The organism is Allobosea sp. RAF48, from assembly GCF_052114025.1.
In the GTDB taxonomy this organism is placed as follows: Bacteria; Pseudomonadota; Alphaproteobacteria; order Rhizobiales; family Beijerinckiaceae; genus Allobosea.
Window position 1 is genome coordinate 24777 of the sequence record NZ_JBFRDZ010000011.1, and the last position, 22731, is coordinate 47507.

The 22731-nt window shown below is 65.1% G+C and carries 18 protein-coding genes and 1 tRNA gene; 16 read left to right on the forward strand and 3 right to left on the reverse strand.

What is annotated here, in order from left to right:
- Positions 1-165: 165 nt before the first annotated feature.
- Positions 166-1101, forward strand: a complete 936-nt coding sequence (gene argC / locus AB4Z10_RS19265) for an N-acetyl-gamma-glutamyl-phosphate reductase (RefSeq protein WP_441471998.1) — start codon at positions 166-168, stop codon at positions 1099-1101.
- A gap of 114 nt (positions 1102-1215) precedes the next feature.
- Complete coding sequence (locus tag AB4Z10_RS19270) at positions 1216-2316, forward strand: helix-turn-helix transcriptional regulator (protein WP_441471999.1); 1101 nt, start codon at positions 1216-1218, stop codon at positions 2314-2316.
- 274 nt (positions 2317-2590) lie between these two features.
- On the opposite strand, the gene AB4Z10_RS19275 is transcribed toward AB4Z10_RS19270, so the two are convergent.
- Positions 2591-3439: a fumarylacetoacetate hydrolase family protein gene (locus AB4Z10_RS19275; RefSeq protein ID WP_441472000.1), complete on the reverse strand. Its 849-nt coding sequence runs from the start codon at positions 3437-3439 to the stop codon at positions 2591-2593.
- A 427-nt stretch (positions 3440-3866) separates the two neighbouring features.
- Between AB4Z10_RS19275 and AB4Z10_RS19280 the strand changes: the two genes are divergently transcribed.
- Positions 3867-5183 (forward strand): OmpP1/FadL family transporter, encoded by a 1317-nt coding sequence (locus AB4Z10_RS19280; protein WP_441472001.1) that lies wholly within the window; start codon positions 3867-3869, stop codon positions 5181-5183.
- 277 nt (positions 5184-5460) lie between these two features.
- Here AB4Z10_RS19280 and AB4Z10_RS19285 read toward each other — a convergent pair whose 3' ends face one another.
- Positions 5461-7284 carry a PHA/PHB synthase family protein gene (locus tag AB4Z10_RS19285; protein ID WP_441472002.1) on the reverse strand — a complete coding sequence of 608 codons (1824 nt, stop codon included), beginning with the start codon at positions 7282-7284 and terminating at the stop codon, positions 5461-5463.
- Between the two features lie 116 nt (positions 7285-7400).
- Between AB4Z10_RS19285 and AB4Z10_RS19290 the strand changes: the two genes are divergently transcribed.
- The 7 genes from AB4Z10_RS19290 (at position 7401) to AB4Z10_RS19320 (ending at position 14035) form a co-directional block, all read left to right on the forward strand.
- On the forward strand, positions 7401-7856 hold the full coding sequence (locus tag AB4Z10_RS19290; protein ID WP_441472003.1) for a hypothetical protein: 456 nt from the start codon (positions 7401-7403) through the stop codon (positions 7854-7856).
- A 183-nt stretch (positions 7857-8039) separates the two neighbouring features.
- Complete coding sequence (locus AB4Z10_RS19295) at positions 8040-9260, forward strand: LL-diaminopimelate aminotransferase (RefSeq protein WP_441472004.1); 1221 nt, start codon at positions 8040-8042, stop codon at positions 9258-9260.
- 111 nt (positions 9261-9371) lie between these two features.
- Positions 9372-9803 (forward strand): hypothetical protein, encoded by a 432-nt coding sequence (locus AB4Z10_RS19300; protein ID WP_441472005.1) that lies wholly within the window; start codon positions 9372-9374, stop codon positions 9801-9803.
- A 147-nt stretch (positions 9804-9950) separates the two neighbouring features.
- Positions 9951-10763 (forward strand): class I SAM-dependent methyltransferase, encoded by an 813-nt coding sequence (locus tag AB4Z10_RS19305; protein WP_441472006.1) that lies wholly within the window; start codon positions 9951-9953, stop codon positions 10761-10763.
- 76 nt (positions 10764-10839) lie between these two features.
- Entirely contained in the window at positions 10840-12186 is a 1347-nt protein-coding gene (locus AB4Z10_RS19310) for a homoserine dehydrogenase (RefSeq protein WP_441472007.1), read from the forward strand.
- A 47-nt stretch (positions 12187-12233) separates the two neighbouring features.
- Positions 12234-13232 carry a class II fructose-bisphosphatase gene (glpX, locus tag AB4Z10_RS19315; protein WP_441472008.1) on the forward strand — a complete coding sequence of 333 codons (999 nt, stop codon included), beginning with the start codon at positions 12234-12236 and terminating at the stop codon, positions 13230-13232.
- A 140-nt stretch (positions 13233-13372) separates the two neighbouring features.
- Positions 13373-14035 (forward strand): helix-turn-helix transcriptional regulator, encoded by a 663-nt coding sequence (locus tag AB4Z10_RS19320; RefSeq protein ID WP_441472009.1) that lies wholly within the window; start codon positions 13373-13375, stop codon positions 14033-14035.
- A 25-nt stretch (positions 14036-14060) separates the two neighbouring features.
- Here AB4Z10_RS19320 and AB4Z10_RS19325 read toward each other — a convergent pair whose 3' ends face one another.
- Positions 14061-15716 (reverse strand): FAD-binding dehydrogenase, encoded by a 1656-nt coding sequence (locus AB4Z10_RS19325; RefSeq protein ID WP_441472010.1) that lies wholly within the window; start codon positions 15714-15716, stop codon positions 14061-14063.
- Between the two features lie 128 nt (positions 15717-15844).
- Between AB4Z10_RS19325 and recJ the strand changes: the two genes are divergently transcribed.
- From recJ to AB4Z10_RS19355, 6 genes are all read left to right on the forward strand, one after another.
- Positions 15845-17641: a single-stranded-DNA-specific exonuclease RecJ gene (recJ, locus tag AB4Z10_RS19330; RefSeq protein ID WP_441472011.1), complete on the forward strand. Its 1797-nt coding sequence runs from the start codon at positions 15845-15847 to the stop codon at positions 17639-17641.
- A gap of 117 nt (positions 17642-17758) precedes the next feature.
- A tRNA-Glu gene (locus tag AB4Z10_RS19335) sits at positions 17759-17833 on the forward strand.
- A 430-nt stretch (positions 17834-18263) separates the two neighbouring features.
- Positions 18264-18977 carry a DUF3102 domain-containing protein gene (locus tag AB4Z10_RS19340; RefSeq protein ID WP_441472012.1) on the forward strand — a complete coding sequence of 238 codons (714 nt, stop codon included), beginning with the start codon at positions 18264-18266 and terminating at the stop codon, positions 18975-18977.
- A 131-nt stretch (positions 18978-19108) separates the two neighbouring features.
- The gene (locus tag AB4Z10_RS19345) at positions 19109-20683 is read left to right on the forward strand and encodes a Wzz/FepE/Etk N-terminal domain-containing protein (protein WP_441472013.1); all 1575 of its coding nucleotides are present in this window, start codon (positions 19109-19111) and stop codon (positions 20681-20683) included.
- 23 nt (positions 20684-20706) lie between these two features.
- Positions 20707-21993: a polysaccharide biosynthesis/export family protein gene (locus AB4Z10_RS19350; RefSeq protein ID WP_441472014.1), complete on the forward strand. Its 1287-nt coding sequence runs from the start codon at positions 20707-20709 to the stop codon at positions 21991-21993.
- Positions 21994-22090: 97 nt separating this feature from the next.
- On the forward strand, positions 22091-22699 hold the full coding sequence (locus tag AB4Z10_RS19355; protein WP_441472015.1) for a sigma-70 family RNA polymerase sigma factor: 609 nt from the start codon (positions 22091-22093) through the stop codon (positions 22697-22699).
- The last annotated feature ends 32 nt before the right edge of the window (positions 22700-22731 follow it).

Genomic DNA, 22731 nt, shown 5'->3' on the forward strand with positions numbered 1-22731 from the left:
CCATGGTCAGCAACCTTTCCCGACGTCGCTCGTTTCCGGCCGCTCCGGCGCGCCCGCGATGACGCTCGGCCTGTGACCGAACGCCCGCGACCGCGCCGTGAAGCGCGGTTTTTTTATGCCTGAAGCCCATCCATTGACGCGCGTGTCCAGCGATCGGGGGTCCTGATGAGCCAGAACCTGAAAACCATCTTCATTGACGGCGAAGCCGGCACCACGGGTCTCGGTATCCGCGAGAGGCTGGCGGCCGTGCCGGAGGTTGCGGTCAAGAGCATCGACCCGGGCAAGCGCAAAGACCCGGCTGCCCGCAAGGACATGATGGCGAGCGTCGATCTCGTCGTGCTCTGCCTGCCGGACGAAGCTGCCAGGGAATCGGTTGCGCTTGCCGACCAGCTCGGCACGGACGCGCCCAAGATCGTCGATGCCGCGACCGCCCATCGCGTTGCGCCAGGCTGGGTCTACGGCTTTGCCGAGCTCGAGCCGGGCCATGCCGAGAAGATCGCCAAGGCCGATCGCGTCGCCAATCCGGGCTGCTACCCGACAGGCGCCATCGCGCTGCTGCGCCCCCTCGTCGATGCCGGGCTGATGGCGCATGACTATCCCGTCACGGTCAACGCCGTCTCCGGCTATTCCGGCGGCGGCAAGTCGATGATCGAGGAGTTCGAGACCGGTGTCGCGCCGGCCTTCGAGCTCTACGGGCTCGGCCTGCGCCACAAGCACCTGCCCGAGTTGCAGGCCTATTCGCGGCTGACCCGGCGGCCGATCTTCGTGCCCTCCGTCGGCAATTTCCGGCAGGGCATGCTGGTTTCGGTTCCGCTGCATCTCGATACGCTGCCGGGGCGGCCGAGCGTCGGCGATCTCCACCATACGCTGGCCGAGCGCTATGCCGGCTCGACCTATGTCAGCGTGCACTCCCAGGACGGCATGGGCGGCAAGATCGAGCCGGAAGCGCTGAACGACACCAACAAGCTCGAGCTGCGCGTCTTCGGGCAGGACGATCTCGGCCAGGCCGTGCTCGTCGCTCGCCTGGACAATCTCGGCAAGGGTGCCTCGGGCGCGGCTGTCCAGAACATCCGCCTGATGCTCGGCCTGCCGGAAGGCTGAGCGCGCGCAGAGGGCTCCCGACCGCCGATTACGTCTAAAGGCTAAGCTGGCCTCCACCAATTGGGGGAGGCCAGCTTGCTGCGGCAAGGTTACCCTCCTGGGCAGAGGGAAATCGTGGCGGGCAGTGAGTTCGAAAACACGCTGATCGACGGCATTTATGAAGCCGCGATCGTGCCTGAGGGCTGGTCTCGCGTCCTGCGGGATACGGCCAGACTCGCCGGCTGCAAGGAAGCGTTGCTCGGCACGGTACTTGATGACGACGCACGCCTGATCGCATCCTCTCCCGAGTTTGGCGAGGCTTACGAGGAAGTGCTGCGGCGCATCCCGTTCGGCATCAACGAGCGGGCGCAACGTCTGCTCGTCCATGGCCGGCATGGCTTCATCACGGACAAGGACGTTTTCAGCCCGGACGAGATCGCGAGCGCGCCGCTCTATCAGGACATCCTGATTCCGGCCGGCTATGGTTCCGCTGTCGCGACCGCCATCGCGGCGCCGTCAGGCGACATGACGATCGTTCATTGCGAGCGGTCCTTGACCGAAGGCTATGTCGACGCCAGGGGCATCTCCGCCTTGGACAGCCTGCGGTCGCATTTCGCGCGCGCTGGTTTGCTTGGGCGTCGGCTGGCGATGGAGCGGGCGCGAGCCGCCTCGCAGGCCCTCGAAGTGATGGGGCTTCCCGCCGCCGTCCTTGGGTTGCGGGGGCAGGTGATCGATGCCAACGCTCTGTTTCAGGATCTGATGCCCGGTGTCTTCCAGGATCGCGCGGCACGCCTTGCCGTGGCGCATGCTCCCGCGGACGATCTGCTGGCTGCCGCCATTGCGGCTCTGTCGCGGCCTGATCTGCCCCAACCGGTGCGGTCTCTGCCGATACCGGCACGCCGTGGCGGGGCGCCGATGGTGCTGCATCTCTCGCCGGTACGCGGGCAGGCCCGTGACGTGTTTTCCTTCGCCAGCGCCATCGTGGTCGCGACGCCGGTAACGGCGGGGGCCGGGCCTGAGGCCGGGCTGATCGGCGGGCTCTTCGATCTGACGCCGGCGGAAGCGCGTCTGGCGGCTGCGATCGCGGGCGGGCACACGCCCCGCGAAGCGGCGCAGCGCCTCGGCGTGACCGAGGCGACGGCCCGCACGACGCTGAAGCGCATTCTGGCAAAAACGGGCTCACGCCGGCAGGCGGACCTCGTCGGACTGCTCAAGACGGCCGCGCCGCCGCGTTGAGTGCGGGACCCCCCATTTGGGGGATGTAAGCCCGTCGAAAGCGGGTGAGAGTGGCGAGGCAAAGACGGCGTGGCCGTCAGCGAACGTAACTTTGCGCCGTCAAGGCCGGGTCAAGCGGCTCTGGCGGCGTTTTTTATGCGCGCTGGCCACCGGTTGCGCCGCGCATCCATCGGATGGCTTGCGGCGTTTCCATCGATCAAACAGAAAGACGCCGGCGATGGCCGGCGTCTCATGCTGTCGCTGAGCGGGCGCCTGGCGCGTCCCGCGCGAGAACTCAGCCCTTGTAGGCGACGAAGTTCTGCTTCTGCTCGCCGAGGCCTTCGATGCCGAGCGTCACCACTTCGCCGCCCTTCAGGAAGCGCGGCGGCTTGAAGCCGAGGCCGACGCCGGGGGGCGTACCGGTGGTGATCACGTCGCCTGGATCGAGGCGCATGAACTGGCTGATATAGTGGACGAGATAGGCGGCGCCGAAGATCATCGTCTTGGTCGAGCCGTTCTGGACGCGCTCGCCATCGACCTCGAGCCACATGCCGAGGTCCTGGATGTCCTTGATCTCGTCGGCGGTCACCAGCCAGGGGCCGAGCGGCCCGAAGGTCGGGCAGCCCTTGCCCTTGGCCCATTGGCCGCCGCGCTCCTGTTGGAATTCGCGCTCGGAGACGTCGTTGCAGACGCAGAAACCGGCGATCGCGGCCATCGCATCCTTCTCTTCGATGTAGGAGCCGCCGTCGCCGATCACGATCGCGAGCTCGACTTCCCAATCCGTCTTCTTCGAGCCCTTCGGGATGATGACGTCGTCATTGGGGCCGACGATGCAGTTCGGCGTCTTGTTGAACAGGATCGGCTCTTTGGGGATCGCCGCGCCCGTCTCGGCGGCATGGTCGGCGAAATTCAGGCCGACGGCGATGAAGTTGCGCACATCGCCGACGCAGGCGCCGATGCGCGGCGCGCCCGACACCAGCGGCAGCGATTCAGGCGAGACCGCCTTGATCTTGGCGAGCGAGGCCGAGGTCAGCGCCTTGCCGGCAACATCGGGGATGACGCCGGACAGGTCGCGCAGCTTGCCCTGGGCATCGAGAAGGGCCGGTTTTTCCTGGCCGAGCGCGCCGTAGCGGAGCAGTTTCAAGGTGTTTCCCCCGTTTCAAACGATCTAAATGGGTTTTTGACTCTGAACGGATGTGACGGCGAAACACAAGTCCGTCTCTGTGCATGGCCCGCCCGCGGCAGCAGGGTGCCCAAGATGTTGCCCGATTGCAACGGCGCGCTCCAAAGCGACTTTCTCAACGATGAGTGCGCGGCAGGCCGGGGGGATGCTGCCGGCGCAAAATCGGCAATAGTTCTGATATAAACCATCCTTTTCTGAACGATCGAGCGAGCGATGTCGCGAAATCGGTCGCTTTTGGCCATTTTTGGCCTCTCGCAACCGCGAATAAGGAAATCCAGAGGCCGTTTTTGGGCGATGCCGGCGGGATTGCGGCAGGAAACCGCTCGCGGCATGCTTCGAATCAAGCGAGGGCGCGTAACCTCGAAGAACCTTAGCCGGGATGGATTCGATGAAGGGCCTCGTTCGTACTGCCGCAGCCGCCACGGTTTCACTTGCTGCTCTCCTTGCTGCTGGCGCTGCTTCGGCGAGCTCCTTTGCGATCCGCAGCGGACAGAGTGCCGAAGGCCTCGGCATGGCGTTTGCCGGCGCGGCGTCCGGCGGCATCGGCATGGGCGCGATGGCCTGGAACCCGGCGACCATCACCATGTTCCCGGGTCGCACCAGCAACTGGAACTTCACCTACCTCAACGCCAATGCCAGCTACGATCCGACTTCGGTCACACGCCTCGGCTCGCCATTCGGGCCGGCCAGCCCGATCCAGAACGGGACGGGCAATATCGGCGGTGACGGCGGCTTCATCCCGGCCTCCTATTCGGCCTGGCAGCTCACGGATCGCCTCTGGATCGGTATGCACACCGGCGCGCCCTATGGCCTGCGTTCGAAGGCCGAGGATCAGGTGAATGCCGCTCAGATCTATGGCCGTTCCGCCAAGGTCACGACCATCAACGTCTCGCCGACCATCGGTTACCAGGTCAATGATTGGCTCTCCGTCGGTGCCGCTTTGCAGGTCCAGTACCTCAATACGAGCCTCAAGCAGGCAGCCGGCATCGGCCCGACGGCACCGCCGGTCATCATCGAAGGCGACACGATCGATTTCGGCTACCGCTTCGGCTTCACGCTGACGCCGTTCCAGGGCACCAACATCGGCTTGGCCTATCGCTCGGAAGTGCGCCAGACGCTGGAAGGCACGCTGCGCACCCCACTTGCGGTCATCCCGGTCAGGGCCAATCTCAACCTGCCGGATTCGGTGGTGTTCGGCGTCTCGCAGGTCATCAACGACCAGTGGCAGGTGCATGCTGGCGTCGAATGGACGAACTGGAGCCGCTTCCGCAACATCCCGGTCGTCAGCAAGGCCGGCATCCCGGCGACGAGCCTGAACTTCCAGTATGACGATGCCTGGTTCTTCTCGCTCGGCGCGGAATACAAGTACAGCAACGCGCTGACCCTGCGCGCTGGCGTCGGCTATGAGCTCTCGGCCGTCAACGACCGCAACCGCACGATCTTCATCTCCGACAACGACCGGCTCTGGCTCTCCGCCGGCGCGAGCTACCAGCTGACCGACAAGATCAAGCTCGACCTCGGCTACACCTATATCGACGTGAAGAAGGCCAAGGTGAACTACGACGGCGCGCATCCGCAGCAGGGCGCCGTGTTCTACACCGCCGAAGCGAAGCCCTATGTTCACGTCGCCTCGGTCGGCATCACCTATCGCTGGGACGACCCGACTCAGACCGTCCCGGTCCATCCGGTGGTTCGCAAGTACTGACTTCAGCGCAGAACGTGCTCGAAAAGCCGGCCCTCGGGCCGGCTTTTCTGTTTCCGATGCTGGCAAGGTCGTTGGCGGCGATCCGCCCCGAAGGGTTCAGGCCGATATTTCAGCGGCAGGCGCGGATCGGCCGCTCGTTCATCTGCTCGCGAGCGCGCCAATCCACCTGCTTATTCCGGGGCTCCGATACCTGGCCCTCTCGATGACTTCGACGAGGCGGCGCGGGCTTGCGCAGCGTATCGGCCCATCCGCCGATGATGGCACGCCTCGGACCGTCTCAGACCCGGACCTTGACATAGGTGCCGGGCGCATCCGCGAGCGCCGGCAGCTTGCCGCCCCCCGGTTCGCGCGCCGCCACCTTCTTCGGTGCCTGCGCTTCGAGCCAGGCGAACCAATGCGGCCACCACGAGCCCGGGTGTTCCTCGGCCTTCGCCTGCCAGTCGGCATAGCTTCCCTTGGCCGGGCCGCCCGTCCAGTACTGGTACTTCGCCTTGCTCGGCGGGTTGACGACGCCTGCGATATGGCCGGAGCCCGCGACGACGTGCTCCACCGGGCCGCCGAAACATTGCGAGCCGTTGAAGACGGATTGCGCCGGGGCGATGTGATCCTCCCGCGTGGCGAGATTGTAGACCGGCATCGTCACACGCCGCAGATTCAGCTTCTTCCCGTCGATCGTCATCTCGCCCTTGGCGAGCTTGTTGTCGAGATAGCAGTTGCGCAGATAGAAGGAATGGTTCGCCGCCGGCATCCGGGTCGAATCCGAGTTCCAGTAGAGCAGGTCGAAGGCAGCGGGCGTCTTGCCCTTCAGGTAATTGTTGACCGCGTAGGACCAGATCAGGTCGTTGGGCCGCAGCATGTTGAAGGCGCCCGACATGCGCGAGCCATCGAGATAGCCGGTCTTGGCCATCTGCTCTTCAATCGCGTGGATCTGTTCTTCGTCCACGAAGACCGAAAGCTCGCCCGGCTGCGAGAAGTCGACCTGCGTGGTGAAGAAGGTGGCGCTCTCGATCCGCTTGTCGCCGATGGCGGCCATATAGGCGAGCGTCATGCCAAGTAGCGTGCCGCCGACACAGTAGCCGATGGCCGAAACGCGCTTCTCGCCCGTTGCGCGTTCGATCGTATCGAGGGCGGCGAAGATGCCCTCATGCATATAGCTTTCGAAATCCTTGGTGGCATGCCGGGCGTCGGGGTTGACCCAGGAGATGCAGAACACCGTCAGCCCCTGCTCGACACACCAGCGGATGAAGCTCTTTTCCGGGTTGAGGTCGAGGATATAGAACTTGTTGATCCAGGGCGGCACGATCAGCAGCGGTCGCTTCAGTACCTGCGGCGTCGACGGCGTGTACTGGATCAGTTCCATGACGTCGTCGCGGAAAATCACCTTGCCGGGCGTCATCGCAATGTTGACGCCGACCTCGAAGGCTTTGGCGTCGGACTGGCGAATCTTGAGCTCGCCGCCGCCGGCTTCGACGTCCTCCGCGAGCATCTTCATGCCGCGCACCAGATTCTCGCCGTTCTGACGCAGCGTCTCGCGCAGCAGTTCGGGATTGGTCGCGACGAAATTGGTCGGCGAGAGCGCTCCGGCGATTTGCTTGATGTAGAAACGCGCCTTGTTGCGCGTATGCGGGTCGAGGTCGTCGGCCTTTTCGACCATGGTCTCGGCCCAGCGCGAGCCGATGAGATAGGCCTGCTTGATGAAGTCGAAGGTCGGGAGGTTCGTCCAGTCCGGATCCTTGAAGCGATTGTCGCGCTTGTCGGGCTCGGCGACCGGGGCGACCTCCTCGCCGCTGGCGCGCTTCAGCGCCGCGCTCCACAGATTCATGAAGTCGCGGGTCAACGAAGCCTGCGCCTCGATGATCTTTGCGGGGTCGTTGACCCACTGCTCGGCGACACGGCCGAGCGTCTTGACCATGTCGCTCGCCTCGTCGGCCTGGCCGGTCTTGGTCTGGCCGCGTTCCAGAGGCTTCAGATAGGCGGCGGTGACCTTGCCGTATTCCTCTACGAGCCGTCCCATGTTCTGCGCGAACTGGTCGAAGTCAGGAACCGGAGACTCGGCGGAACCTTTGTGGTCCTTTGCTCGGTCGTCGACATGGCGGTTCATGAGTCGTCTTCCCCCTTGTCGTCATAGGATAGCGCATGGCTTCCCACTTTGGTCCTATTAAGGACGCAACCGCTGTGCTTTACCAAGCACATTCGACAAACTTGCTGGAAGAACCCATGCCGATCGAGATGCCTGCGAGGAAGCCGCTTCGGATCGCGGTGGTGATGGCCGCTGCTGGCATCGCCCTGGCGGGCTGCGCCGGGGATGAGGGCGTCAAGGGCGTGGCGGAAGCGGCCGGCATGGCGACGACGCCGCAGGAGGCAAAGAGCTTCGTCCGCGAGACGCGCCCTGCGGATGCGCAATACATCCCCGTTGGCAGCACGATCGGGGTCGATCAGCTTTGCCCGGGGCCGAATCCACCGGCTCCTTATGTGCCGACGGGGCAGGCGGCCCGCTTTGCGGCGCCGAAGCCGGCCCGCGGCCCCAATGACCCGTGCAAGAAGCGCTCGGACTTCCAGAAGATCGAGTCTCAGCTCGAGGCCAAGCGCCAGGCCAATGAAAGCGCCGGCACTCAGGCGAAGTCGCTGGGCGAGACGCCCGCTCCTCAGCCTGCGAAGATTCCTCAGAACTGATTTTCGGCCTCGGCGAAGAGAGGGGGTGTTCGGCGCTCGTGTCGCCATTTCGTCGCAGCAGCAAAATATTGCGTTTTTTGTTCTGTGCGGACGAAAGATGCGGTGCTAAGCACCTCCTGCGCAAAGAAGTGACACGCGCCCGAAAAGACACTGCCGGCGCCGCCGGCCGAGGACCTGTTCGAAATGACCGATTTTCACCGTATCAAGCGCCTGCCGCCCTACGTTTTCGAACAGGTCAACAAGATCAAGGCAGCCGAGCGCGCCAAGGGCGTCGACATCATCGATCTCGGTATGGGCAATCCCGACCTGCCGGCGCCGAAGCATGTGATCGAGAAGTTGGTCGAGACGGCCGGCAAGCCGCGCACAGACCGCTATTCCGCCTCGAAGGGCATTGTCGGCCTCCGCCGCGCCCAGGCGAATTATTACGAGCGCCGCTTCGGCGTGAAGCTCAACCCCGAGACGCAGGTCGTCGCGACGCTGGGCTCCAAGGAGGGTTTCGCCAACATGGCGCAGGCCATCACCGGCCCGGGCGATGTCGTGCTCGTGCCGAATCCGAGCTATCCGATCCACGCCTTCGGCTTCCTGATGGCGGGCGGCGTGATTCGCTCGGTTCCCGCCGAGCCGACCCCGGCGATGTTCCCGGCGCTGGAGCGGGCGATGGCGCATTCGGTGCCGAAGCCCATCGCGCTCGTCACCTGCTATCCCGCGAACCCCACGGCCTATGTCGCGACGCTCGACTTCTACCGTGACCTCGTCGCCTTCGCGAAGAAGCACGACATCATCCTGCTGTCGGACCTCGCCTATGCCGAGGTCTATTTCGACGACAACAACCCGCCGCCCTCGATGCTGCAGGTGCCGGGCGCGATCGACGTCGCGGTCGAATTCACCTCGATGTCGAAGACCTTTTCCATGGCCGGCTGGCGCATGGGCTTCGCCGTCGGCAACGAGCGCCTGCTCGCCGCGCTCGCGCGGGTGAAGTCCTATCTCGACTACGGCGCCTATACGCCGATCCAGGTCGCGGCCGCGGCTGCGCTTAACGGGCCCGACGACTGCATTCGCGAGATGCGCGACATCTACCGCAAGCGCCGTGACGCTCTGGTCGAGAGCTTCGGCAAGGCGGGCTGGGAGTTTCCGGCGCCGGAAGCCTCGATGTTCGCCTGGGTCGCGATCCCCGAAAAGTTCCGCCATCTGGGCTCGCTGGAGTTCTCCAAGCTCCTGATCGAGAAGGCCGAGGTCGCGGTCGCACCCGGCATCGGCTTCGGCGAGCATGGTGATGACTATGTCCGGATCGCCATCGTCGAGAACGAGCAGCGCATCCGCCAGGCAGCGCGCAATGTCGGCCGCTTCCTGAAGGGCGCCGACGCCACGCTGCACAACGTCATCCAGATGCCGAAGGCGGGGTAGGGCGGATCTCCGGAGGGTGTGGTGCTGCGGCCTCTGGACACGGGGGCGCAAAACATGGGAACCGATGCGGTGCGGACAGCCTGCTCCGCACCGCGTCCGAGGCCCGTCTCCATGCTCCGAAAAGGCCGCCTGCTCGGCGTCGCTTTTGCCGTCTTCGCCCTGGTCTGCCTCGTTGCGACCTATGACTACTCGAAGGGGCGCATCCCGCAGACCCGCTCGGCGCTGGTTTCCGACGTGCTGTCGGTCACGAACGGGCGTGAATGCGCCCGCGACGCCACCGAGATCGTCTCCCGTTTCATCCCCGTCGGGACGGAGCGGGCCGAGGCCGAGCGCAAGCTCACGGAGATCACGATCGATCCGCCGAAGCCCTGGTTCTGGACCCCGGCGGTCGAGAACAGCACGGTTTCCGAAGGCAACTCCATCGAGGCGTTGCACACCATCAAGGCGACGGCCTTCGGCAGCAACTTGCTGCGCATCTATCTCGGCTTCGAGGACGGCAAGGTGAAGCGCGTCGCTGCCGAGGTCGTCTGCCATTTCGGCTGAGACAGGTTGCGGAAATCGCTGAAGCGCCGTGTCCTTCGGGCCGGTGCTTCACCACCGCGCGCATGCGCGCGGTGGCTTGAATAATGCGGTTTCGTTACGTCAGTCGCTGAGCTATCCTGTCCGAGGGGTGCTGTAACAGGTGCTGCCATGGAAGCGACGGACAAGGTTTTCGCCGGTCCCATTCCGCAGATCTACGACCGGCTGCTCGTACCTCTGATCTTTCGACCCTATGCCGAGGATCTGGCAGCTCGCGTCATGGCCTCACGGCCCTCGCGCATTCTCGAACTTGCAGCCGGGACGGGCGCGCTGACGCGCGCGATGGCTGCGCGTCTCGATGGCGCGAGCATCGTCGCGACCGATCTCAATCAGCCGATGCTCGACCTTGCCGCTGCGCAGCTGGCGGGCGACGACAGGGTCGTCTGGCAGCAGGCGGACGCACTCGATCTGCCGTTCGCGGACGAGAGCTTCGATGTCGTAGTCTGCCAGTTCGGGGTGATGTTCTTTCCCGACAAGCCGAAAAGCCATAGCGGAGTGCGGCGCGTTCTGCGCCCGGGCGGCCGCTATCTGTTCAATGTCTGGGACGCGGTCGCCAGTAACGACTTCGCTGCGGTGCTGCTGGACGCGTTGGCGGAGACATTCCCGGCCGATCCTCCTCGCTTCATCGAGCGCACGCCGCATGGTTATCATGACGTCGGAACGATAGAACTCGATCTTTTGGCCGGCGGCTTCGCGCGGCCGGTGATCGAGCGTGTCGAGAAGCGCTCCCGCGCCGAATCCGCGATCGATGTCGCGACGGGCTTCTGCCAGGGCACGCCGATCCGCGGCGAAATCGAGGCACGGGGCGCGCCGGGGCTGATGGCTGCGACCGAGTCTGTGGCGAGGGCGCTGGAGCGTCGGTTCGGCTCCGGCCCGATCGAGGGAGGCATCGCCGCATTCGTTGTTTCGGCCCAGCGCGAGTAGCGCCGACGATATTTCGGAGGGCGGTGCAGCATTGCTCTCCGTTGACTTGCCCCGTGCCGCATGCCAACCCGGCGCCATGATCTCGACCCTGCCGCAAGCTTCATCGTCCCCTCTGCGCATCGGCCTCGCCGGCCTCGGCACGGTCGGCGCCTCGGTGCTGAAGATCCTGCAACGGCAGGAGAATGCGCTGGCGGCACGCTGCGGCCGGTCGATCCGGGTGGTTGCCGTCTCGGCCCGCGATCGCAAGCGCGACCGCGGCGTCGATCTTGGCGGCCTGGTTTGGTTCGATGATCCGGTCGCGCTGGCGAAATCCGACGACGTCGATTGCGTGGTCGAGCTGATGGGCGGCTCGGACGGCCCGGCCAAGGCGGCGGTCGAAGCCGCGCTCTCGGCCGGCAAGCATGTCGTCACCGCCAACAAGGCCCTGCTCGCGGCCCATGGCGTGGCACTGGCGGAACTGGCCGAAAGCAAGGGCGTAGCGCTAGCCTTCGAAGCCTCATCGGCCGGCGGCATCCCGGTGGTGAAGACGCTGCGCGAGGCGCTGGCCGGCAACAATGTCGGCCGGATCTCCGGCATCCTCAATGGCACCTGCAACTACATCCTGTCGCGGATGGAGCTGGAGGGGCTGACCTTCGAGGCCTGCCTGAGGGACGCACAGCGCCTGGGCTATGCCGAGGCCGATCCGACCTTCGACGTCGAGGGCTTCGACACCGCCCACAAGCTGGCGATCCTGACCAGCCTCGCCTTCGGTACGAAGATCGATGCCGAAGCGATTCATGTCGAAGGCATTTCCGCGATCACGCCGCTCGACCTGAAGATGGCCGATGAGCTGGGCTACCGCATCAAGCTGCTCGGCGTCGCCGAGCGCACCAAGACCGGCATCGAGCAGCGCGTGCACCCGACGATGGTGCCGAAATCCTCCGCCATCGCGCAGGTGATGGGCGTGCTCAACGCCGTCAGCGTCGATGCCGATGCGGTTCGCGAGATCACGCTGGTCGGCCCGGGCGCCGGCGGCGATCCGACCGCTTCCGCGGTGGTCGCCGACATCGCCGATGTCGCGCGCGGCACGGCCGGCCTGCCGTTCGGTTTGCCGGTTGCCCGTCTGGAGGAGGCCAAGCGCGCGCCGATGCAGCGTCATGAAGGCGGCTACTATGTCCGCCTCGCCGTCGCGGACCGGCCGGGTGCGGCGGCCGCGATCGCGACCCGCATGGCCGAGGCGGACATCTCGCTGGAGAGCATCGTCCAGCGCCGCTCGCCCGAAGCCGCCAACCGTGATCCGGGAGGCCGTTCCGGCGCGCCGGTTCCGGTCGTGCTGATCACCTATGCCACGAGCGAGACAGCCATCCGTGCCGCGCTCGAAAAGGTCACCGCGGACGGTCATGTCGCGGAACCGCCGCAAGTTATCCGCATAGAGCGGGAATAGGCCTTCGGGTCGATTCCACCCGCAGCATTGCAAGGGGAAACCATTTCATGTCCGTCGCTCTTCAAATCGCCCCCGATCAGATCATCGAGCGCTATCTCTCGATGGAACTCGTACGCGTCACCGAGCGCGCCGCCGTCTCCGCCGCCCGCCTGCGCGGCCACGGCAACGAGAAGGCCGCCGACCAGGCCGCCGTCGACGCGATGCGCCGCGAGCTGAACCGCCTGCCGATCGACGGCGAGATCGTCATCGGCGAGGGCGAGCGCGACGAGGCGCCGATGCTCTTCATCGGAGAGAAGGTCGGCAACAAGCAGGGCCCGAAGGTGCATATCGCGGTCGATCCGCTCGAGGGCACGACGCTTTGCGCCAAGGACATGCCGGGCTCGATCGCCGTGATGGCGATGGCCGGCGCCGGCAGCCTGCTCTACGCCCCGGACGTCTACATGGACAAGATCGCGATCGGCCCGGGCTATGCCAAGGGCGTGGTCGACCTCGATGCCTCGCCGGCCGACAACATCAACGCGCTGGCCAAGGCCAAGGGCGTGAAGCCGCATGAGATCTCGACGCTGATCATGGACCGCCCGCGCCATGCCAAGCTGATCGAGGAAGTCCGCAAGACCGGCTGCTCGATCCGCCTCATCACCGACGGTGACGTCGCCGGCGTGATCTTCTGCACCCAGCCGGAGAAGACCGGCATCGACCTCTATCTCGGCATCGGCGGCGCGCCCGAGGGCGTATTGGCTGCTGCTGCCCTGCGCTGCGTCGGCGGCCAGATGCAGGGCCGCCTCATCCTCGACACCGAGGAGAAGCGCGTGCGCGCGGCGGGCATGGGCGTCAAGGACCCGAACAAGAAGTACGACATGTCGGAGATGGCCTCGGGCGACGTCATCGTCTGCGCCACGGGGGTGACCGATGGTGGCCTCCTCTCGGGCGTGAAGTTCGGCAAGGACATGATCGAGACCGAGACGCTGGTCTACCGCTCGATCACCGGCACGGTCCGCCGCATCTATGGCGAGCACCGCGAGTTCTCGAAGTTCCAGCTCGATTGAGCGGGTTTCACATGTCGAATGGCATTCTAACCTAGCGGAACTTGTGCTAGCCCCGGAAAGCAATCTTTCCGGGGTTTGTTTTGCCCGCATTCGCCCGAGCTATTGACCTCGTCGGCGGCCTCGATCGGGCCGCGTCGCCGATGGCTGCAGGGCTTATTCTACGTCAGGCGCTGTCTCCGCTTGGAAGTTGCGGTTTCTTTGCGGGGTCGTTTCCCGCCTCTCCAGCGCTGCCCCTGGAGCGCATCGTTGCCGGTGGTCGGCGCTATGCGCAGTTCTCACCGCCCGGCTGGCTGGACGAATATATGAGGCGCGGGCTCGATCGGGGAAACCCCGTGATCTTCGCGCCGGCAAGACGCGTCTCGCCCTTTCGCTGGAGCGCGCCGGGCTTTCCGGAGCTGACCGGTTGGCGCGGCCTCGAGCTTGCGCGCGAGATCGGCGTCGAGGATGGCCTGGCCGTTCCCTGTCACGAGCCGGACGGGCGCGTCGGTGTCATCAGCATGAGCTTCGAGCGCTTCGATTTCTCCCCGCGCGACATTCAGGTCATCGCCCTGGCTGCCGTGATGACACATGAGCGGATGACACGGTTCACCGCCATGCCCGCCCCGCTTGCGCTTGGCCTCAGCCAACGCGAACGTGACTGCCTTGCCTATGTCGCCGATGGCCTGTCCGATGGCGAGATCGCCGAAAAGCTCGGCATCGCGCAGACGACCGCCCACAGCCACGTCGAGAATGCCAAGCGCAAACTCGGTGCCCGCAGCCGCGCGCAAGCCGTGGCGCGGCTTTTCGGAAATACACCACCGTAAGTTGTTGATGGAAGGGATTGCGCCCTCAGGCTATGGCCGCAGCGGCCGCGCGCCCGGCGGCTCGGCCCGAGAAGATGCAGCCGCCGAGAAAGGTGCCCTCCAGCGCGCGATAGCCGTGGACACCGCCGCCACCGAAGCCGGCGGCCTCGCCAGCGGCATAGAGCCCCGGCAGCGGCTCACCCGCCGCGTCCAGCACGCGCGACGACAGATCCGTCATCAGCCCGCCGAGCGATTTCCGGGTCAGGATGTTGAGACGCACAGCGATCAGCGGGCCATGGGCCGGATCGAGGATGCGATGGGGCCTGGCCGTGCGGATCAGCTTGTCGCCGAGATAGTTGCGCGCGCCGCGCAGCGCCGTGACCTGCAGATCCTTGCCGAAGGGGTTGGCGAGGGCCCGGTCGCGCGCCTCGATCTGCCCGCGCAGATACGCCTCGTCGATCAGCTTTTCACCGGTCAGTTCGTTCATGCGCTCGACGAGGCGGCTGAGATCGCTCTCGACGATGAAATCCTCGCCCTTGTCCATGAAGGCCTGCACGGGGCCGGGTACGCCTCCGCCGGCGCGACCTAGCACCTGCCGCCAGCTCTTGCCTGTCAGGTCCGGGTTCTGCTCGGAGCCCGACAGCGCGAATTCCTTGGCGATGATGCTGCGGTTCAGCACGAACCAGGAATAGTCGTAGCCGGTCTTCATGATGTGCTCGAGCGTGCCGAGCGTGTCGAAGCCCGGGAAGAGCGGAACTGGCAGGCGATTGCCGCGTGCATCGAACCAGAGCGAGGAGGGGCCGGGCAGGATGCGGATGCCGTGGCGCGGCCAGATCGGCGCCCAGTTGGCGATGCCCTCGACATAGTGCCACATCCGGTCGCCATTGATCAGCCGGCCGCCGGCAGCCTGCGCCACGGCGAGCATCGCGCCGTCGACATGGTCGGGCACACCCGAGAGCAGCCGGGCAGGGGGCGTTCCGAGGCGCGCCGGCCAATGCGCCCGGACGAGCTCGTGATTGCCGCCGATGCCGCCGGAGGTGACGATCACGGCCTGCGCCTTCAGCTTGAAGGAGCCGGTGACACCGCGCCCGCTCTTCTTGCCGCGCGCGACGTCGCTCGGCTCCAGAACCTCGCCTTCGATGCCGTCGATCGCGCCGCCGCGGCGCGTGATGCCGGTGACGCGATGGCGGAAGCGGAAGGAGAGCAGACCCTTTGCCTGCGCCCCCCTCGCCCGACGCAAAAAGGGCTCCAGCACGCCTGGGCCCGTGCCCCAGGTCACATGGAAGCGCGGCACCGAATTGCCATGGCCGGTCGCGAGATTTCCGCCGCGCTCGGCCCAGCCGACGACCGGGAACCAGCGCATGCCCATCGCATGCAGCCAGCTGCGCTTCTCGCCGGCTGCGAATTCGAGGTAGGCCTCGGCCCAGCGCCGCGGCCATTCATCCTCCGGCCGGTCGAAGCCCGCCGAGCCGAACCAGTCGTCCCGCGCCAGTTCGCGGGAATCGCGGATGCGCAGCCGCCGCTGCTCGGGGCTGTCGACGAAGAACAGCCCGCCCAGCGACCAGAACGCCTGACCGCCGAGCGATTGCTCCGGCTCCTGATCAAGCAGCACGACCCTGCGCCCGGCTTCCGCGATCTCGCAGGCCGCGACGAGGCCCGAAAGCCCTGCGCCGACGATCGCCACATCGGTTTCGTGCTGCATGATCCACCCCGGGCGCCGCCTTGGCTGGCGGCTTGGTGGCAGTATGGCGGCGGTATAGAGCCGGGCCAAGGTCGACGCTGGTTGACCTGGCGCCCAGCTTGCGCGACGCCGTTGGGACGATGAGTCCGATGCAGCAATCCCGCGCTTTCCTTGGTGTGACCCGTTCGGCGCTTGGCCGCCCCTGGCGCGACCGGCTCGATACCGCGGGTCTCGGCCGGGCGGAGGCGCTGTCCCAGCGCGAGGGGCTGTCCGATATCCTGTCGCGCCTGCTCGCCTCCCGCGGTGTCGAGCCCGCCGAGGCTGCGCGCTTCCTCGAGCCGAAGCTGCGCGATCTGCTGCCGGACCCGGCCGTCCTCACCGACATGGAGCCCGCTGCGGCGCGGCTCGCCCAGGCGGCGATGAAGGGGGAGCGTGTCGCGATCTTCGGCGACTATGACGTCGACGGCGCCTGCTCCTCCGCGCTGCTCGCCGGCTTCCTGACACAAGGCGGAGCCCGCCCGCGGATCCATATCCCCGACAGGCTGATCGAGGGCTATGGCCCCAACAGCGAGGCGATCCGCATGCTCGCAGGCGAGGGCGCGACCCTCCTCGTCACGGTCGACTGCGGCACGACCAGCGAGGAGCCGCTGGCGGAGGCCCGCAGGCTCGGCCTCGATGTCGTGGTCCTCGATCACCACCAGGCGCCCGAGCGGCTGCCGGCTGTCGAGGCGCTGGTCAACCCGAACCGGCAGGACGACCTCTCCGGGCTCGGCCATCTCTGCGCCGCCGGCGTGGTCTTTCTCACTTTGGTCGCCACCAGCCGGGCGCTGCGCCGCCAGGGCCATTGGGCGGCGCGCGGCGGCGAGCCCGACCTGCTGGCGGTGCTCGATCTCGTCGCGTTGGCAACGGTCGCCGACGTCGTGCCGCTGCAGGGGCTCAACCGCGCTTTCGTGCGGCAGGGGCTGGCGATGATGCGCAGCCGCGCGCGGCCGGGCCTAGCGGCGCTGATGGATGTCTCGGGCCTGGACGGCCCGATCCAGCCCTGGCATCTCGGCTTCCTGCTCGGGCCGCGCATCAATGCGGGCGGACGCATCGGAGACGCCGCGCTCGGCGCGCGCCTGCTTCTGAGCGATGACGAGGTGGAGGCGCGCGGCATCGCCGCCGAGCTCAACCGCCTCAACCAGGAGCGTCAGGAGATCGAGCGGCTCGCCGTGCTGGAGGCGGTGTCGCAGGCCGAGCATGAGCTTGCCGGCATGGCCGAATTGCCGGTCCTGCTCGCAGGCAGCGCCGATTGGCACCCCGGTATCGTCGGTCTGGTCGCGGCGCGGCTCAAGGAGCGCTTCCGCCGCCCGGCCTTTGCGCTCGCGCTGAACGGTGAGGGCGGGGCAACAGGCTCCGGCAGGTCGGTCGCTGGCGTCGATCTCGGGCGGGCCGTGCGCTCCGCCGTCGAGGCCGGCCTGGCGATCAAGGGCGGTGGCCATGCCATGGCGGCCGGTGTCACGCTGGCAAGCGGGCAGGCCGCGCCGTTCCACGCGTTCCTGAACGATTATCTCGCGCGCGAGGTCGGCGCCGCCGGCGAGGCAGAGGCGCTCCTCGTCGATGCCGCACTCAGCGCGGGCGGTGCCAGCCCGCGCCTGATCGCCGAGATCGATAAGGCCGGACCGTTCGGCTCCGGCAGCCCGGAGCCGGTCTTCGTCTTTCCGGCGCACCGCCTGACGGACGCCATCGAGATCGGCAGCGGCGGCCATGTCCGCATCAAGCTGCGCTCGGGCGATGGCGCCAGCATTGGCGGCATCGCTTTCCGCGCGGCCCAGGAGCCGCTGGGGCAAGCCCTGCTGGCGGCACGGGGCGAGACCGTGCATCTGGCCGCGACGCTCTCGCTCAACCGTTGGGGCGGCAGTGAAACGGCGGAGCTGCGCATCCTCGATCTTGCTCGCCCGGTCTAGCTGCCTGCCCGCCAAGGCACGTCATCCACATTTCTTGTGAACGGGCGCTTGCAGAGCGGCAGGCCTGCCACTATACCTCGCCCCGCTTCGGCACGGATCTACACGGTTCGAGACAAAGCGGTCTTCGTCTATCGGTTAGGACACCAGCCTTTCACGCTGGGAAGACGGGTTCGATTCCCGTAGACCGCGCCACTGATTCGGTGTGTGGCGTAAGTTGCTGAAAGCAACGAGTCATGTTGTTGCGGGAATCGAGGAAGCCCCTCGTGGTGCCTCGTCGTTGAAGGTGCGGACGACCAAGCCGCGAAAGCCAAACGCGATGGGCTCGCCTCTCGCCGTTCAGCCCGAGGGCTCATAGGGCGCTCTTCGTCTGGATCTGGCGCGCCCGGCGGCCCGGGAATGACGCCGGGATGTGATCTCCGCGGTCGGCGCATCCCTCTATATCACGTCCGCCATGGCCTCATCCGGCGCCTCGCCTGATCTTCAGAGCATACGCGACGAATTTCGAGGTAATCCAGAAGGGCTACCTCATTTGTGCGGGCGGGAATCCCTTTGCTCGCTTCGTTGTGCACTGCTCCAAGCGTAAGCTCATTACTCTCGTGGGTTGAGTAGTGAGGATGTAATCGTGGCATCGGACGCAGAAATCTCCGCGACGGAATTGCATGATGCCGCACAGAGGATCAAGGCACTTCGACGGGCGGCGACTGAACACGCTGTCGAAATCGGGCRTGAACTTCTCTGCATTAAAGAAAAGATGCCCCATGGCGCTTTCGTTAAATGGGTCGAAAAGGCGTGCGAGTTCAAGATAAGGACCGCGCAGGACTTGATGAAGCTTGCGCGTGAGGCAGAGTCCGATACGAAACTTGTCGCGCTGATGGTTCCCTCGACGCTTCGCGTCTACCTCTCCAAGAAAACTCCGCCTGCGGTCCGTAACACCATTCTGAAGCGGCTCGAGAGCGGCGAGCGCGTGTCGCGCAGCGATATTTATTCTCAGGTTTCGGATTCAAGGACGAAGGAAAAGGTGGACGCAGGTGATCGCCCGGAGCGCGAAGAGATTGCCTCGTCATTCTTCTCCAAGCCCGAACTTCTGAGGAGGACCGAGGAGAAGCGAAGCAATGCGGGCGGCGACCGCGCCCGGATGGTGGCTGAACTGATTCTTCGTCGTCTCAGCCCGCAAGACTACGAGAGCATCATGGAAGGAATGAGTTGGGAAGTGTGGAACCGGGCTTTCGTCTGGATGAGGGCCGCGCGGATCGTGGATTCCGAACGGGTAGAGCTCACTTTGTCCAACGCTCCTGCCGCTCAGAGCTTCGAGGCGCTGCCGGCCAAGTTGCAGTGACAATTGTTGCGGTTGTTTTTTATTCGTTCTCTGCCGTACCGAAGTCGAGTGAGGGCGTTAATGCAGTCTTTTCAAGAGACGACATCGCCGCGCGGGCATCGGATGGCGGGTAGATAAAGATCGGAAGCCCGATGCCGGATTATATTGGAGAGCGCCAATCTTTAACACCGCTCGGCTTTGGCAGCCTCCGTCGCCGCTGGAAGCTCGTTGGTGCGTGTGTCGTATTGTCCATGATGCTGGGCTTGTTTTTCGCTTTCCTCAAGCCAGCGAACTATACCGCATCAACCCAACTCCTGATCTATGTGAAGGAAGTTCAGCCGGGTCCGGATCTGGTCATTTTTCTGGGACGTGCCGATCTGACGCAGGTCGAGAACGAGATCGAGATTATCCGCTCGCGCGGCACCCTGACCAAGGTCGTGCAATCGCTTAATTTGTCCGAGGATCCCGAATTCGTTCCGACCGCGATGCCGTTTCATAGCATCGCGCAGCGGCTGTTTGGCGCGCCGTCGGCGACGCCCGATGAAAGCCGCGGCAGACAGGAGCTCGCCGTCGACACGCTCGCCAAGCGCATCGAACTGAAGCGGGTTGGAACAAGCCACACGATTCTCGTCAACGTAACGACCTCCGATCCGGAGAAGTCCGAGCGGATCGCGAACGGCATCAGCCAGATCATGCTTCAGGCGCGAGTCAGCGCGGAGGACGGCAGCAGGTCGCCGTTGCTGCGGGAGCGGCTGCAGGGGTTGGGTCCCAGTGTGTATGTGATGACGCGGGCCCTTGCTCCGGACAAGCCGAGCGGGCCGCGGAAGATTCTCGTCATCCTGGCGGCCGTCATTGCCGGGCTTGCCGTCGGATCGGTGTTGGCTCTGTTGCTGGACTTCAAGGACAAGACGATCCGCACTGCCGCGCAGGTTGAAGATTTCGGCCTGGAATGCATAGGCGCGATCCCTTTGCTGAAAAGCGGTGTTCCGGCGGTTTCGAGGTCCCTCCATTCGACAAAAGAGTCGGCCAGGGACGATCAATTTCTACCCGCTCCGCTGCTGAACCAGACGCTGCTTCGGATGACGGTGGCGATCGAAGCATCGAAGGCGCGCGTCGTCGGCATTGCTTCTTCGATAGCAGGAGAGGGGGCGACGACCGTTGCAAGGCAGCTCGCGCACCTGGCCGCTCGCAGCCAGCGGAGAGTGTTGCTTGTGGAACTCGATCGGAACCGGACGTCGCGCACCCCTGCTCAAGAAGTGCCGCCCGGGGGGGCAGCTGCTTCCGATACGAACGTGCGGCCGCTTGACGGCAGCCTCCGGAACAACCGTGGAAGCGGCCCCGATGTTCTCGTGACTTCGGTCTCGGACAATATCGACGGCGCCGCAAACTGGTGGATGCACAGCAATCAAAAGTTCTCGGTCGATTATGACCTTATCGTCGTCAGCTTGCCACCGCTTGAACGCGGAGCCGAATTTCGCATGGCCGCGCAGAACCTCGACGGAATCCTGCTGGTTATCAAGTGGGGTGACACGGAGACGGAACGGGTCGAGCGCGCCTTCGCAGTATCTGGCGCTATGCCATCGGACTTCATCGGAGCGGTCCTGAACATGGTCGACGATCGGATGATCGGACAGTTCGGAGACAAGCTCTGGGAGGCGGAAGCAGCAACGACTACCCGACGGCTCCCCTTCGGACTGGCGATGCCAGCCGAGCCTGCCGCCGTGTAATCATGAATCGGAGAGGTGCTACAATGAAGCAGAACCGTTCATGGGTTAACGTCGCCGGATCAATTTCTTTGGTTCTGTGCGTCCTCAGCGGAAGTGCCGTCCGTGCGACATCCGATTACAGTGTTCGTGCCAACGACAAGCTCAAGATCAAGATCTTCCAGTATCCTGAGCTGAGCGGCGAATACACGGTTCGCGCGAACGGTACGATTTCGATTGCTCCCGTTGGAGATATTCCGGTCGACGGCCTTTCGGCCAAGGAGATCGCGAACCAGATTTCCGACCGCTTTATCCGTGCGGGCATTTCCGACAAGCCCGGCGCGTCGGTCGAGATTCTCGAGACACGGCCGGTCTATGTCCTGGGCGACGTGCAGAAGCCCGGTGAGTATCCATTCCGTCCGGGAATGACCGTTCTGCAGGTCGTCAGCCTGTCCGGCGGGTGGCTGCGGTTCAACGATCCCGGCCTGATGCGGCTGGATCGCGACAGCATCAACATAACCGGCGAAATGCGGACTCTCGTCAGACGGTATCAGCAGCTGACGGCGCGCCGGGCTCGCCTGAACGCCGAGCTGGTGATGAAGGCCGATATCCAGTTTCCGTCCGATCTCGTGTCGCGGTCGCAGAACGACACGGGGGTACGGCAGTTGATCGACGAAGAGCGCTCGCTTCTGAACATTCACGTCGACGCGCTCAAAACCCAGATTGATAGCGTCGAGCGGAATCGCGGCCTGTATGAACGCGAGATCGACGCGATCAAGCTCCAGATCCAAGCGACCAAGGCCCAATATGCGAGCGTTGAAAAGGAGCTCGTGGAAGTTCGGGATTTGGTCAAGCGTGGCCTGTCGACCCTGAGCCGTTTGACGAACCTCGAACGGATGCAGGCCCAGCTCGATATGAACGAGCAGGGCTTCCAGACGCTGATCTTGCGGGCGCGCCAGAACATCACGCAGGCCGATCAGAGGATCTTCGACCTGAAGAGCGAACGGAATGCGTCCCTGACTGCCGAAGTGCAGAAAGTTCGGATGGATCTCGACGACATCAGCGTCAAATTCGAGACCAACAGGAGTCTTCTGGTCGAGGCCCAAGTGACGATCCCGACCCTGGTCGGCAATTCCGACGGCGCTGTCGAAACCCGCAGCTTGACGGTCGTGCGCATGCAGGACGGGAAGGCGCAGACGATCGACGCGCTGGAGAGCACCGAACTCCTGCCCGGAGATGTGCTCAGGGTCCAGAGGAGCATCCTTCCGGGCGGGTTGGGTATCGGTCCGCTTGAACAGACCAACGTCATGGTTCCTGCGCGGGTCAAGCAGTAGCAGCGCGGCTGCGCGATCTGCGCAGCCGCGAGCCGGCCTCGTTTCGCTTGCGAGTGATGGATTGTTGCGTCCCGTGGATGTGAGTGGGAGATCGACGATGGCCTTCGGAGACAATGGTTCCGGGAAGACGAAGGAAGCTGGTGGGCCCTCCATTCAGCAGCAGATGCTGGCGTTTGAGCCGCAGCTACGTGCCTACGCCATGTCCATCAGTCGCAGCGCAGACAGGTCCGACGATCTGGTGCAGGAAACGCTGCTGCGTGCCATCAGCAAAATCGACACCTTTCGGCCGGGCACGAACCTTGGCGCCTGGCTGACGACGATCCTGCGAAACTGCTACCTCTCCGATCTCCGGAGGCGCCGGCATGAGGTGGAGGACGCGGACGGCTGCTATTCCGAGGCGTTGCGCTCGGCGCCGGAGCAGGAAGGCCAGCTTGAATATCAGGAGTTCTGCGCGGCTCTGAGAGAAATCCCGTTCGACCAGCGCGAGGCGCTCCTGCTGGTCGGCGCGGCCGGACTATCCTACGAAGATACGGCCACGCTTTGCCGCACCACGACCGGAACGATCAAGAGCAGGATCAACCGAGCCCGCTCGCGACTCGCGGCGCTGCTTGCGATCGAGAGCGTCAGCGAGATCGGTTCCGATAGTCAGACACGCGCGGTCATGGTCGGCCATCAGGGCGGCGATTCCACGCGGTGGTTTTTTTGATCGCCGGAGCAGGTAAGCTCCGGCGATATGGT

Coding starts and splice junctions, on each gene's coding strand:
- AB4Z10_RS19285 (WP_441472002.1), bottom strand. CDS start 7,284: ATGAACCGCCATGTCGACGACCGAGCAAAGGACCACAAAGGTTCCGCC.
- AB4Z10_RS19350 (WP_441472014.1), top strand. CDS start 20,707: ATGAAGCAGAACCGTTCATGGGTTAACGTCGCCGGATCAATTTCTTTG.
- argC (WP_441471998.1), top strand. CDS start 166: ATGAGCCAGAACCTGAAAACCATCTTCATTGACGGCGAAGCCGGCACC.
- AB4Z10_RS19295 (WP_441472004.1), top strand. CDS start 8,040: ATGACCGATTTTCACCGTATCAAGCGCCTGCCGCCCTACGTTTTCGAA.
- AB4Z10_RS19280 (WP_441472001.1), top strand. CDS start 3,867: ATGAAGGGCCTCGTTCGTACTGCCGCAGCCGCCACGGTTTCACTTGCT.
- AB4Z10_RS19300 (WP_441472005.1), top strand. CDS start 9,372: ATGCTCCGAAAAGGCCGCCTGCTCGGCGTCGCTTTTGCCGTCTTCGCC.
- AB4Z10_RS19320 (WP_441472009.1), top strand. CDS start 13,373: ATGGCTGCAGGGCTTATTCTACGTCAGGCGCTGTCTCCGCTTGGAAGT.
- recJ (WP_441472011.1), top strand. CDS start 15,845: ATGCAGCAATCCCGCGCTTTCCTTGGTGTGACCCGTTCGGCGCTTGGC.
- AB4Z10_RS19305 (WP_441472006.1), top strand. CDS start 9,951: ATGGAAGCGACGGACAAGGTTTTCGCCGGTCCCATTCCGCAGATCTAC.
- AB4Z10_RS19290 (WP_441472003.1), top strand. CDS start 7,401: ATGCCGATCGAGATGCCTGCGAGGAAGCCGCTTCGGATCGCGGTGGTG.
- AB4Z10_RS19325 (WP_441472010.1), bottom strand. CDS start 15,716: ATGCAGCACGAAACCGATGTGGCGATCGTCGGCGCAGGGCTTTCGGGC.
- AB4Z10_RS19310 (WP_441472007.1), top strand. CDS start 10,840: ATGATCTCGACCCTGCCGCAAGCTTCATCGTCCCCTCTGCGCATCGGC.
- glpX (WP_441472008.1), top strand. CDS start 12,234: ATGTCCGTCGCTCTTCAAATCGCCCCCGATCAGATCATCGAGCGCTAT.
- AB4Z10_RS19355 (WP_441472015.1), top strand. CDS start 22,091: ATGGCCTTCGGAGACAATGGTTCCGGGAAGACGAAGGAAGCTGGTGGG.
- AB4Z10_RS19345 (WP_441472013.1), top strand. CDS start 19,109: ATGCCGGATTATATTGGAGAGCGCCAATCTTTAACACCGCTCGGCTTT.